Raw genomic sequence first — 12,204 nt, forward strand, 5'->3', positions numbered from 1 at the left:
ATGGTAAGTTTCGACAGTGAAAGCTCAGAGCTTAACGGCAAAGAAAAGTAAATAAACAAGTATGGCTGTGATGGCTAAGAGGATACACCTGTTCCCATCTCGAACACAGAAGTTAAGCTCTTAAACGTCGAAGGTACTAGTACATCTCGTACTGGGAGAATAGAAAACAGCCAAACAAACCACTCGAAAGAATGGTTTTTTGTTTATATAAATAATTAATTTTGTTTATTGTTGTGAAAGCTCAGAGCTTAACAGCAAAATTAAACAAATAAGTATGGCTGTAATGGCTAGGAGGATACACCTGTTCCCATCCCGAACACAGAAGTTAATGACCTAACAGCAATCTGAGATTGCGTCGTAGGTCAGATACTAAGAAACTCCATTTGTGAAACAAATGGCAAGTTTCGACAGTGAAAGCTCGGAGCTTAACGGCAAAGAAAAGTAAATAAACAAGTATGGCTGTAATGGCTAGGAGGATACACCTGTTTCCATCCCGAACACAGAAGTTAATGACCTAACAGCAATCTGTGATTGTGTCGTAGGTCAGATGCTAAGAAACTCCATTTGTGAAACAAATGGTAAGTTTCGACAGTGAAAGCTCAGAGCTTAACAGCAAAATTAAATAGACAAGTATGGCTGTGATGGCTAGGAGGATACACCTGTTCCCATCTCGAACACAGAAGTTAAGCTCCTAAACGTCGAAGGTACTGATACATCTCGTATTGGAAGAATAGAAAACAGCCAAACTCCTAGGTAGCTCAATGGTGGAGCACCCGGCTGTTAACCGGTAGGTTGTGGGTTCGAGCCCCACCCTGGGAGCCAATTATGCCGGGGTGGCGGAACTGGCAGACGCACAGGACTTAAAATCCTGCGATGTTAACTCATCGTACCGGTTCGATTCCGGTCCTCGGCACCAGTTTTAGGCCCCATGGTCAAGCGGTTAAGACATCGCCCTTTCACGGCGGTAACCCGGGTTCGAATCCCGGTGGGGTCACCATTTAATTTTTATGTGGCGGAGTAGCTCAGTTGGCTAGAGCATGCGGTTCATACCCGCAGTGTCAGGGGTTCAAATCCCTTCTCCGCTACCATTTTTATATTAAGGTTATATTTGGGCGCATAGCTCAGTTGGGAGAGCATCTGCCTTACAAGCAGGGGGTCATAGGTTCGAGCCCTATTGTGCCCACCAAATACGGCCTGGTAGTTCAGTTGGTTAGAATGCTAGCCTGTCACGCTAGAGGTCGTGGGTTCGAGTCCCATCCAGGTCGCCACTAGTATGCTGGTGTAGCTCAATTGGTAGAGCAACTGACTTGTAATCAGTAGGTTAGGGGTTCAAGTCCTCCCACCAGCTCCATATTTGCGGGAGTGGCTCAGTGGTAGAGCATCGCCTTGCCAAGGCGAGGGTCGCGAGTTCGAATCTCGTCTTCCGCTCCAAGAACTCAGAATTTATTCTGAGTTTTGTATTATGTGCCATTAGCTCAGCTGGATAGAGCGTTTGGCTACGGACCAAAAGGCCAGGGGTTCGAATCCTCTATGGCACGCCAAACAAAGTGATTACAGTTTTGTGATTGCTAATTTTTAACTAAAGAATCAAATAAATTATATTTGACTCTTTTTTTTTGCAAAAATTGGGTATAAAAAAATTGATTAACATTATCTTAGAAGCAGAATTAATACATTGATATTATTTAGATTTTTTTATTAATAAATGCCATTTTATATTGTATTTTAGTAGCTTTAGTGATATAATTGTTAAGACACTATTTAAGGAGGCGATTTTATGAAACCGATTATTGGAATTTCAGGTAGTATTTTGATTAATAAGGGTAATACTTTTTCAGGATATAGAAGATCTTATGTAAATCAAGATTATGTAGAAGCTATATTAAGAGCGGGTGGTATTCCTTTTATTATACCATTTAATGAAGATTTGGAAAGTACTAGAGAAATGGTTGAACAAGTTGATGGAATTATTTTATCAGGTGGACATGATGTAGATCCACATAATTATGGAGAAGAACCATTACTAAAAATTGGAGAAGTTTTTCCTGAAAGAGATGCTTTTGATATGGAAATATACAAAACTGCCATTAAGTTAAAGAAACCTATTTTTGGTATTTGTAGAGGTTATCAAATAATTAACGTTGTTAATGGAGGAACTTTATATCAAGATTTATCTTATGCAGATTTTGTTAAACTTAAACATAATCAAGGTGATAATCCAAGTCAGGCTACTCATTTGGTAGAATTAAATGATGGAACATTTTTGAGAAATATTTTAGGTGAAGAATATAAAGTAAATAGTTTTCATCATCAAATAGTAAAAGATGTTGCACCTGGATTTAAGATTGTTGCAAAAAGTTCTGATGGAGTTGTTGAATCTATTGAAAAAATAACAGAAGATTGTTTTGTAATTGGACTTCAATGGCATCCAGAAATGCTATCTTTAAATTGCAAAAAATCTCAAGAGATTTTTAATTCATTTGTCAAAAAAGTCATAGAATACAAAAAGTAGGAGGTGTATATTTTTATGACTAATAAAAATAAGATGGGCTTATTTAGTATTATTCTTTTAGGATTTAATGGTATTATAGGTTCTGGTATTTTCTTGTTACCTAATAAGGTTATGGCACAAGTTGGGCCAGCTGCTGTTTTAGTAACATTATTTGATGCATTATTAGTTATTAGTATTGCAGTATGTTTTGCCGAAGTTGGTGGAATGTTTAAAAAGAATGGAGGTCCTTATGTATATGCTAAGGAGGCCTTTGGTGAGTTTGTTGGTTTTGAAGTAGGTTTTATGAAATGGGCTATAGCTATTATTGCTTGGGCTACAATGACTGTTGGTTTTGCTGAAGCCTTAATGGGATTATTACCTAAGGGAACATTTGCTAATGAGAATATTGCAAAAGCTATTATAGTTACTATTATTGTTGTTTTACTTACTTTAGTGAATTTATCAGGTATTAAGACTTCAAAGATTTTAAATAATATTGTAACAACTGGAAAGTTATTACCACTTATTATTTTTATTGCAGTAGGTTTGTTCTTTATAAATGGATCAAACTTTACTCCGTTCTTTGTTCCTGGGAAAACTGCTAGTGGACAAACTATGTCAGCTGGTGCTGCTATTGGTGCTGCTGCATTAACAATATTCTACGCATTTACTGGGTTTGAAAGTATAGCTGTTGCTGCTGAAGACATGGACAATCCAGAAAAAGATGTACCAAAAGCTATTTTATTGGTTATCTTTATTTGTTCGATTTTTTATGTCTTAATTATTGGAATAGCAATAGGAATTTTAGGAACAGATTTAGTTACTGCAAAAGCTCCTATTCAAGAAGCTTTCCAAAGAATTATTGGTAATGCTGGAAAATACTTAGTTGGTGCTGGTACATTAGTATCAATAGGTGGTATTAATTTAGCTGCATCTATAATGACACCAAGAAGTGGTTCAGCTCTTGCTGATGATGGTTTAATTCCTAGAGTTATTGCTAAAAAGAGCTCAAAGGATGTTCCATATATTGCAATAATTATTACAGGCGTTATAACTTTAGCTTTAGGCTTATATGGATCATTAATAGGTTCATTTGCAATATTAGCTGCTATAAGCGTTGTATCAAGATTTGTACAATATGTACCAACTTGTTTATCAGTAATTGTTTTAAGGAAGAAACGTCCAGATTTAAAACCATCATTTAGAGTTCCATTTGGACCAGTAATTCCAATTTTAGCAGTAGTTGTAAGTTTCTGGTTATTATATAATTCAGATATGCAAAAAATAGTAATTGGACTTGGTGGATTGGTTATTGGAGCTGTTGTTTATTTTTTAATGAAATTATTAAACAAAGAAAATGCATAGTAAAAATAAAAAATAGAGAGGAATTTATTTCTTCTCTATTTTTTATTTTTAGTTTATGGTAAAATATATCTAGAGGTGATTTTATGAAAAATACTTTTTTAAATATAAAATATATCATAGAAAAATTTTTAGTTTTGTTTTTAATTTCAATCATTAGTTTTAGCTTTATTTCAAAAGTTTCATATGCAGATGATAATTTTGATAGGGCTAATAGAATTTATGATATGGATTATAGAAGTTTTTTTATAGGAAATATAACCGATGATTCTAATGGGAAATTTAAAATAAAAGTTACCACTATTTTCCTAGGCGAAAATCTTAATGAAATAGAAGTTCCTAAGTTTAAAGAATATAGCTATAGTAGATTAACTCCAGCAAAAGGAGATTATTTTGTAGGAATTTTGAAGAAAGATAATACTTTAGATTTGACTTGGATATTTAAAGCTACTTCTGGTAATTATAAAACACTATATTTAGCAAATGATAAAGATCCTGAAAATTCAGAAGTTAAATTGTTCCAGAATATGATTAATAAAGGTGATTATGTACCTAATCTTGATGAAATTGAAAAAAATAAGAGATTAGAGGCTAATAAATATTCAAAACCAAAAGATGATTTTAGTAAAAATTATGATGAGTTGACTGAAGAAGAGAAACAAAACAGACTAGAGGCGGTAAGTGAAAAGTCTGAGAAAGATTATAAAGAACGAATGGAAGCTATCTCTAATTTATTAAAAAATCCTGTTGTGCTTATTGTTCCGTCAATTCTGTTTTTATTAATTTTTTATGTTGTTCGTTCAAAAAGAAAATTTTTAAAAGAAATGGAAGAACGTATTGAAGATGAATACAATGACAAAGAATAATTCTATAAATAGTGATTATGAAGCTAAGAAATTATTGAATTTTAGTGTAAAATTTTCTTATTCTTTGCTTTATAATGGAGCTGAAGTTTATAGAGTAGAGGATAGTATAAATAGAATTTGTAAGTCTTTTGAAAACATAAAGGCTGTTAACACTTTTGCTTTAAGTAATATGGTAATTATTTCATTTGTATTTAATGGAACTACTTATACAAGTATGAGAAGATTAAATGATTCTGGAAAAAATTTGGAAAAAATAGCTTTGCTAAATGAGTTATCAAGAAATATAGTTTCTGGAAAAGTTGATATTGATCAAGCATTTAAAGAATTGAAAAATATAAAAAATAAAAGTTCATATAGTAATGTAGCTATTGTTTTGTTAGTTACTATATCTGCACCGTTTTTAGCTTTTATTTTTGGTGGAACTTTAAGCGATTTTATTCCAGCTTCTATGGCTATGCTTGTTGAAATGCTATTTTTGATTTATGTAGAAAAATTAAAGTTACCATCATTCTTGACAACTTTTTTATCTGCAAGTGCAGTAGCACTTTTTACAATGACTATGTCTAGGATTATTCATATTGAAAATGTATCAAGTATTTTGATTGCAGGGATTGTTCCTCTGTTTCCAGGAATACAAATAACAAATTCAATGAGAGATATTTTATCAGGAGATATTTTGTCAGGAATAATTGGAATAATGTCTGCTATATTTACAGCAGTTTCTATTGCTGTTGGTGTAGTTCTAATTCTTAGACTTTTTGGATAGGTGATTTTATGGATTTATTTTTAAATATAATTTGTGCGGTTGTATCTAGTATTGCATTTTCAATATTTTTTATAGTTCCAAAGAAAGCTATTATTTACTGTTCTATTACTGGAACTATCAGTTGGATTGTTTATTATTTTTGTAGTAAACATTTTGGAAATGCGGTTAGCAATTTGATTGCATCTATAGTTGTAGGGTTATTTGCAGAATACTTTTCTGTAAGGTTAAAAATGCCTTCTACAGTATTTTTATATGTTGGAATTGTAATGTTAGTTCCAGGGTATGGAATGTATCACACTATGGAATATTTTGCAAAAAATGAGTATTTATTAGCTTTAGATATTGGAATAAGTACAGTTGTGCATGCAGGTTCTATAGCAATTGGAGTTTTAGTTTCAGCGGTATTTTCCAAATCGATTAAGAGAGTAAAATTTGATAGAGTTAATAAAATTAACGAAATAACTGAAATAATAGGAGAGTTCTCAGAAAAACAATAAAGAAAGTTTAATTCGAATAGACTTTTTTATGAAAAATTTTTTTGTAAAAAGGTTGATTTTTTTAGTTAAATAATGTATAATACTTAATGTTGTTTTATGGGAGTAGATGAGTTCTGGTGTGCTCTCTGGTCTTCAAAACCAGCATGAGGAGTTTGTAGCTTCTTAGGTGGGTTCGATTCCCACATATTCCCGCCAGTTTTTTTAAAAATACAATTTAGCACTTGACTATTCTTTTACGATGAAGTATAATTATGTTAAGCTGTTATTTGGTATAATTATGTTAAGATGTTATTTAATAAATGGAGGTGTGTTATGTCAAATTTAAAAAAATTGCAATCAAAACAATTAGACGAGTTTTTTGAAGCAATATTAATGTTAAAATCTAAAGATGATTGCTATGCTTTCTTTGAAGATGTATGTACTTTACGTGAATTAAATTCTATTTCACAAAGATTAGAAGTTGCTAAACTTTTAAAGATAAGAAAAACTTATAACGAAATAGAACTTGAAACTGGAGCATCAACTGCTACAATTAGTAGAGTAAATAGATCATTACAATTTGGTGCAGAAGGTTATGAATTAGTTCTTGATGCGTTAATTGCTAAAGATTTAAAAACTAAAAAATAATTGATTTTAAGTAAAATAGATACTATTTTAAAATAGTATCTATTTTTTTGTTATAGATTTTAAAATTTATTGAAATATTACAGATACAATGCTATAATATAATTGTTAGTTTTAAATTTATAAGGGGGTATTGTCATTATGATTAATGAAAGAATTAGTAAATTGAGAAAGTTGATGGCTAAAAGAAATATAGATGCCTATATTGTACCTAGCTCAGATCCGCATCAATCAGAATATTTAGCGGATTATTACAAAACTAGAGAATTTATAACAGGTTTTACAGGTTCTGCAGGAACTGCTGTTATTACTACAAAGAAATCAGGTTTATGGACTGATGGTAGATATTTTATTCAAGCCGCTAAAGAATTAGCTGTTGGAGAAGTTGAACTTTATAAGATTGGTGTTCCTGATTCAATTTCTATTGAAGAATTCTTGTTAAAAGAGTTTCCAAATAGAGGTGCAAAGATTGCTTTTGATGGTAATAATACTTCTGTTGCAGAATATGAAAATTTAATGAAAAAGTTACCTAATTTTGAGTTTATAACTGATGTTGATTATGTGGGAGATATTTGGAATGAAGAAGGTCGTCCTGCAAAACCAGATAGTAAAGTTTATATTTTTGATGAAAAATATTCTGGAGAGTCAACTTCTAATAGAATAGCAAGACTTAGAGAAATGATGAAAGAAAAAGGAATAGATTATCATTTTATAGGCTCATTAGATGATATTGCTTATGTTTTAAATATTAGAGCTAATGATGTTCAATGTAATCCTGTAGTAATTTCATATTTATTAGTTTCTGAAAATGCTTGTAATTTATACATTGATAAATCTAAATTATCAGAAGAAGTTGCAAATTATTTAAAGGAAAATAATATTTCTATCAAAGCTTATGAAGTTATAGGAAGAGATATTTCTGATATTGAAGCTAAAAAGACTTTGTATTTAGAAACAAGAAAAACAAATGTAGCCGTTTACTCAGCTATTGGAAGAGGAGTTAATGTTGTTACAGGTTTAAATCTTACTTCCATTATGAAAACTCATAAAAATGAAATAGAAATTAAAAATACAAAAAATGCTTACATCAAAGATGGTGTTGCATTAGTTAGATATTTAAATTGGTTGGAAACAGGTGTTTCAACTGGAACAATAACAGAAATGATTGCGTCTGAAAAGTTATTTGAATTTAGAAAACAACAAGATTTGTTTATTGAAGACAGTTTTGAAGCAATTTCTGCTTATGGGGCAAATGCTTCAATGCCACATTACAAACCAAGTCATGAACATCCTGTAAAAGTTGAACCAAGAGGATTATATTTAATTGATAGTGGTGGACATTACTTAGATGGAACAACTGATATAACAAGAACAGTTGCACTTGGAGAATTAAAAGAAGAAGAAATTTATCATTATACATTAGTTTTAAAGGCACATATTGCTTTAATGGAAGCTAAGTTCTTAGAAGGAACTAATGGTGGATATTTAGATGCTTTCACAAGATATAATCTATGGAAGAATAGAATTAATTTCAATCATGGTACAGGACATGGAGTTGGTCATGTTTTAAATGTTCATGAAGGACCTCAAAGAATAGGTACTGCAGGAAATGAATATCCAATGGAAGTTGGAATGATAACTTCTGATGAACCAGGAATTTATATTAGTGGTAGTCATGGAATTAGAATTGAAAGCATTATGGTTTGTGTTAAAGATGAAATGACTGAATTTGGTCAATTCTTAAAATTTGATAATTTAACAGTTGTGCCTATTGATACAAGACCTGTAGATAAATCATTAATGAGTGAAGAAGAAATTACTTGGTTAAATGATTATAATAAGATGTGTTATGAAAAATTATCTCCATATTTAAGTGGACATGATTTAGAATATTTAAGAGAACAATGCAAGGAAATTTAACGGAATTTGATATAAATTATGAATTAAAAAAACTACCTGATTTGCCAGGAGTTTATATAATGTATGATAAGGATGATAATATTATATATGTTGGAAAATCAGTCTCTTTAAAGAATAGAGTTAGGTCATATTTTACTACTAATCACAAATACAAAAAAGTTCAAGCTATGGTAGAACATATTCATAGATTTGAATATATAATTGTAAACAACGAAACTGAAAGCTTAGTTTTAGAAGCAAATTTGATTAAGAAAAATAGACCTAAGTATAATATAAATTTAAAGGATGATAAACAATATCCTTATATAAAAATTACAAATGAAAAATTTCCTAAAATTTTAAAAGTTAGAGATGTTAAGGAAGATAAGGCTCAATATTTTGGGCCTTTTCCTACAATTTCAGACTTAGAAAAATTGATGGAATTATCAATATTGATTTACAATATAAGAGATTGTAAGTTGAACTTTGATAAAAGAAAGTTTTTACAAAGACCTTGTATGAGCTATTATTTGGGAAGATGCTCAGCACCATGTACTCAAAATATAGATAGAGAAAATTATAATAATGATGTTAAAAGAGTTATTAAGTTTCTTTCAGGAGATACAACTGAGATAAAGGAAATTTTACTAAATAGAATGAAACAGGCATCAGCAAAAGAAGAATATGAACTTGCGATGAAATATAGAGATTTCTTAAGTGAAATTGATTATTTATTTACTAAGCAGATTTTTAATATCAAGAAATTTAAGGAGTATCATTTGATTTCTTATGCTTATGCTGAGAATATTTTGGTTGTTGCAATTTTTATTGTAAATGATGGACTTGTAGTTGATAGAAAACATTTCATTGTTGAAAATATTTTGGACTTGGAAGTTGAAGAGCTATTCTCAAATGTTATAAGGCAATTTTACATAAGTCATCATAACAAGGTTAAAGAAGTATATATTGATTATTCGGATGAAAAATTTTTAAATGAAATTTCATTATTCTTAGCAAATATTTTTTCTGAAAAATCTATTTCTGTAAAAAATCCTAAAAAAGGTGTTAAATTTGATCAAATGAAAATTTTGCAAAAAAATGCAAATGAAATTTTAACTAAACATATTTTTGACAGTAAAAATATAAATATAAAATATTTACAAGCTATTAATTATCTAAAAAATATTTTGGATATTGACAATCTAAACAGAATAGAATGTTATGATATTTCAAATATTTCAGGTGATTTTAATGTTGGGAGTATGGTAGTTTATAAAAATGGTTTTAAAAGCTCAAAAGATTATCGAAAGTTTAAGATAAAAACAGTTGTAGGGCAAGATGATTATTCAAGCCATAGAGAGATGCTCACAAGAAGATTTAATAGATTTTTAGATGAAAAAATAAATTCTGCTGGAAGCAGTTTTTCAGAAAAACCGGACTTAATTTTAATGGATGGTGGAAAGGGACATGTTAATGTAGCAAAAGAAGTTCTTTTAGAAAGGAACTTGGATGTTCCTGTTATTGGACTTGTAAAAAATGACAAGCATAGAACTAAAGGAATAATTTTTGAAGACAATTATATCGAATTAGATATAAATACAAATATATATAGATTTTTATTTGACATACAAGAAGAAGTTCATAGATTTGCTATTAACTACCATAGAAGTTTACAGAATAAAAAATTACAAAATTCTGTTCTTGATGAGATAAAAGGTGTTGGAGAAATTAAAAAGATTAAACTATTATCTCATTTTGGAAGCATTTCTTCGATAAAAAAAGCAAGTGTTGAAGAACTTCTTATGGTTGATAAAATGGATAAGAAAACAGCTAAAAATATTTTTGAATTTTTTAATAATGAGGGATAATATGAAAAAAAGTGTTCTATTGAAAGACTTAGTTGAAAAACTTGGATTTGAGATTGTTTATAAAAGCGATGATTATGATAAAATAGAAATAGATATTAATGAAGTTAATAGACCTGGGCTTCAACTAAGTGGTTTTTTTGATACTTTTTCATATAAAAGAATTCAAATAATTGGACTTCCGGAGCATGAATATTATAACAAATATTTACCCTTTGATGAAAGAAGAAATATTTTTGATAAGTTCTTTTCATATCCGATTCCCGCTTTGATTTACAGTTATGGAATTAATATACCTTATGAAGTTTATTCTTTGGCAAAAAAACATAATAGAACAATTTTAAGAGTAGATTATGGAACTACTAAACTTATTTCCAAGTTAAATTTATTTTTAGAATATGCCTTAAGTGAAGAAATAAGAGTTCATGGTGGATTACTTGAAGTTTTTGGTATGGGAATTTTAATACTTGGTAAAAGTAGTATAGGGAAAAGTGAAACTGCTCTTGAACTTATTGCTCGTGGACATAGATTGGTGGCAGATGATGCTGTAGATATAAGAAAAATAGATAATAAACTCTATGGTGAGTCACCTGAAAATATTCGACATTTTTTAGAGATTAGAGGGCTTGGAATATTGGATATTGAAAGGTTATATGGATCAGGGGCAATAAAAAGATCTACAGAGATTGATTTTGTTATTGAGCTTGAAAATTGGATAGATAATAAAGAATATGATAGATTAGGTCTTGATGATAAATACAAAAGTATCCTGGGTCTTGAACTTCCATATATTGTAATTCCTGTAAAACCGGGTAGAAATATAGCACTGATTGTTGAAGTTGCAGCAAGAAATATGCGTCAAAAAATGTATGGATATAATGCTGCAGAGGAATTAAATAAAAGAATAATGGAAGAAATAAAAAATAAATCAAATTAGGTGGTAAATATGTTATTTAGTAAATTGAATTGTATTGTAAGATATGACGAACCTTTAAAAAATCATACTACATTCAAAATTGGTGGAAATTGTATAGCTTTAATTGAACCAAGAGAAGTTTCCGATATAGTTGAAACTATAAAAATATGTAGAGAAAATAGTATTAAATTTTTTGTAATTGGAAACGGATCAAATTTACTTGTTCCAGATGAAGGCTATAATGGAGTTATAATAAAATTAAAGGGTGAATTTTCAGCAATACAAGTTGAGGGCGAATATTTAATAGTAAATTCTGGTGCAAAATTATCAGAAGTTTATACTGTAGCTTATGAAAATTCTTTAACAGGATTTGAATTCGCCTCAGGAATTCCTGGAACAATAGGTGGAGCAATCTATATGAATGCAGGAGCCTATGGTGGGGAAATAAAAGATATAGTGGAATCCGTTCAAGTTTTGGACTTAGATAATTTTGAATTAAGAGAATTAAAAAATGAAGAGCTTGAATTTTCTTATAGAAAAAGCATAATTCAAAGGAAAAACTATATTGTAACTACTATTAAGTTGAAATTACAAAAAGGAAATAAAGAAGAAATAAATGCTGTCTATGAAGATTTAAGAGAAAGAAGAAATTCAAAACAACCTTTGAACTTCGGTTCTGCGGGAAGTACATTTAAAAGACCTGAAGGACATTTTGCTTCAAAATTAATCGAAGATGCTGGACTTAAGGGATATCATATAAATGATGCTTGGGTTTCCGAAAAACATTCAGGCTTTGTTGTTAATAAAGGAAATGCAAGTTATAAAGAAGTTATGGAGCTTATTGAATATGTTCAAAAAGTTGTTTTTGAAAAATTTGGAGTTAAGTTGGAAACAGAAGTAAGAATTTTAAAGGATTAG

10 protein-coding genes, 10 tRNA genes and 2 rRNA genes are annotated in these 12,204 nt (G+C 30.0%); all 22 read left to right on the plus strand.

Annotated elements, in window-relative coordinates; genetic code table 11:
* Positions 1-60 precede the first annotated feature (60 nt).
* The 22 genes from rrf (VJI77_RS05115) (at position 61) to murB (ending at position 12,204) form a co-directional block, all read left to right on the plus strand.
* A 5S ribosomal RNA gene (rrf, locus tag VJI77_RS05115) occupies positions 61-176 on the plus strand.
* A 455-nt stretch (positions 177-631) separates the two neighbouring features.
* Positions 632-747: ribosomal RNA gene (gene rrf, locus VJI77_RS05120) — 5S ribosomal RNA — on the plus strand.
* Positions 748-822 (plus strand) — tRNA-Asn (locus tag VJI77_RS05125).
* Between the two features lie 5 nt (positions 823-827).
* Positions 828-916, plus strand: a tRNA-Leu gene (locus tag VJI77_RS05130).
* Between the two features lie 6 nt (positions 917-922).
* Positions 923-997: transfer RNA gene (locus tag VJI77_RS05135), tRNA-Glu, on the plus strand.
* A gap of 14 nt (positions 998-1,011) precedes the next feature.
* A tRNA-Met gene (locus VJI77_RS05140) sits at positions 1,012-1,088 on the plus strand.
* Between the two features lie 22 nt (positions 1,089-1,110).
* A tRNA-Val gene (locus VJI77_RS05145) sits at positions 1,111-1,186 on the plus strand.
* 5 nt (positions 1,187-1,191) lie between these two features.
* A tRNA-Asp gene (locus tag VJI77_RS05150) sits at positions 1,192-1,268 on the plus strand.
* 7 nt (positions 1,269-1,275) lie between these two features.
* Positions 1,276-1,351, plus strand: a tRNA-Thr gene (locus VJI77_RS05155).
* Between the two features lie 5 nt (positions 1,352-1,356).
* A tRNA-Gly gene (locus VJI77_RS05160) sits at positions 1,357-1,431 on the plus strand.
* A gap of 33 nt (positions 1,432-1,464) precedes the next feature.
* A tRNA-Arg gene (locus tag VJI77_RS05165) sits at positions 1,465-1,541 on the plus strand.
* A gap of 236 nt (positions 1,542-1,777) precedes the next feature.
* A complete protein-coding gene (locus VJI77_RS05170) occupies positions 1,778-2,512 on the plus strand; it encodes a gamma-glutamyl-gamma-aminobutyrate hydrolase family protein (RefSeq protein WP_323988546.1) in 735 nt (244 codons plus the stop codon).
* 15 nt (positions 2,513-2,527) lie between these two features.
* Positions 2,528-3,856 (plus strand): APC family permease, encoded by a 1,329-nt coding sequence (locus tag VJI77_RS05175; protein WP_009354252.1) that lies wholly within the window; start codon positions 2,528-2,530, stop codon positions 3,854-3,856.
* An 83-nt stretch (positions 3,857-3,939) separates the two neighbouring features.
* On the plus strand, positions 3,940-4,719 hold the full coding sequence (locus tag VJI77_RS05180; RefSeq protein WP_323988547.1) for a hypothetical protein: 780 nt from the start codon (positions 3,940-3,942) through the stop codon (positions 4,717-4,719).
* The gene (locus VJI77_RS05185) at positions 4,697-5,485 is read left to right on the plus strand and encodes a threonine/serine ThrE exporter family protein (protein ID WP_323988717.1); all 789 of its coding nucleotides are present in this window, start codon (positions 4,697-4,699) and stop codon (positions 5,483-5,485) included. Before VJI77_RS05180 ends, VJI77_RS05185 begins: the two co-directional genes overlap by 23 nt.
* Positions 5,486-5,493: 8 nt before the next feature.
* On the plus strand, positions 5,494-5,982 hold the full coding sequence (locus VJI77_RS05190) for a threonine/serine exporter family protein (protein ID WP_009372326.1): 489 nt from the start codon (positions 5,494-5,496) through the stop codon (positions 5,980-5,982).
* A 98-nt stretch (positions 5,983-6,080) separates the two neighbouring features.
* A tRNA-Sec gene (locus VJI77_RS05195) sits at positions 6,081-6,177 on the plus strand.
* A 117-nt stretch (positions 6,178-6,294) separates the two neighbouring features.
* Complete coding sequence (locus tag VJI77_RS05200) at positions 6,295-6,609, plus strand: YerC/YecD family TrpR-related protein (RefSeq protein WP_293440602.1); 315 nt, start codon at positions 6,295-6,297, stop codon at positions 6,607-6,609.
* 138 nt (positions 6,610-6,747) lie between these two features.
* On the plus strand, positions 6,748-8,526 hold the full coding sequence (locus VJI77_RS05205) for an aminopeptidase P family protein (protein ID WP_323988548.1): 1,779 nt from the start codon (positions 6,748-6,750) through the stop codon (positions 8,524-8,526).
* A complete protein-coding gene (gene uvrC, locus VJI77_RS05210) occupies positions 8,511-10,373 on the plus strand; it encodes an excinuclease ABC subunit UvrC (protein ID WP_323988549.1) in 1,863 nt (620 codons plus the stop codon). The genes VJI77_RS05205 and uvrC overlap by 16 nt, the downstream gene beginning before the upstream one ends.
* A 1-nt stretch (position 10,374) precedes the next feature.
* The gene (hprK, locus tag VJI77_RS05215) at positions 10,375-11,307 is read left to right on the plus strand and encodes an HPr(Ser) kinase/phosphatase (protein ID WP_009372562.1); all 933 of its coding nucleotides are present in this window, start codon (positions 10,375-10,377) and stop codon (positions 11,305-11,307) included.
* 9 nt (positions 11,308-11,316) lie between these two features.
* Entirely contained in the window at positions 11,317-12,204 is an 888-nt protein-coding gene (murB, locus tag VJI77_RS05220) for a UDP-N-acetylmuramate dehydrogenase (protein ID WP_323988550.1), read from the plus strand.

The organism is Parvimonas sp. D2, assembly GCF_035282635.1.
GTDB lineage: Bacteria > Bacillota > Clostridia > Tissierellales > Peptoniphilaceae > Parvimonas.

What these genes read in the sequence shown, in the direction of transcription:
- VJI77_RS05200 (WP_293440602.1), top strand. Translation starts at nt 6,295, where the DNA reads ATGTCAAATTTAAAAAAATTGCAATCAAAACAATTAGACGAGTTTTTT.
- VJI77_RS05205 (WP_323988548.1), top strand. Translation starts at nt 6,748, where the DNA reads ATGATTAATGAAAGAATTAGTAAATTGAGAAAGTTGATGGCTAAAAGA.
- hprK (WP_009372562.1), top strand. Translation starts at nt 10,375, where the DNA reads ATGAAAAAAAGTGTTCTATTGAAAGACTTAGTTGAAAAACTTGGATTT.
- VJI77_RS05180 (WP_323988547.1), top strand. Translation starts at nt 3,940, where the DNA reads ATGAAAAATACTTTTTTAAATATAAAATATATCATAGAAAAATTTTTA.
- VJI77_RS05170 (WP_323988546.1), top strand. Translation starts at nt 1,778, where the DNA reads ATGAAACCGATTATTGGAATTTCAGGTAGTATTTTGATTAATAAGGGT.
- murB (WP_323988550.1), top strand. Translation starts at nt 11,317, where the DNA reads ATGTTATTTAGTAAATTGAATTGTATTGTAAGATATGACGAACCTTTA.
- VJI77_RS05185 (WP_323988717.1), top strand. Translation starts at nt 4,697, where the DNA reads ATGAATACAATGACAAAGAATAATTCTATAAATAGTGATTATGAAGCT.
- VJI77_RS05175 (WP_009354252.1), top strand. Translation starts at nt 2,528, where the DNA reads ATGACTAATAAAAATAAGATGGGCTTATTTAGTATTATTCTTTTAGGA.
- VJI77_RS05190 (WP_009372326.1), top strand. Translation starts at nt 5,494, where the DNA reads ATGGATTTATTTTTAAATATAATTTGTGCGGTTGTATCTAGTATTGCA.
- uvrC (WP_323988549.1), top strand. Translation starts at nt 8,511, where the DNA reads ATGCAAGGAAATTTAACGGAATTTGATATAAATTATGAATTAAAAAAA.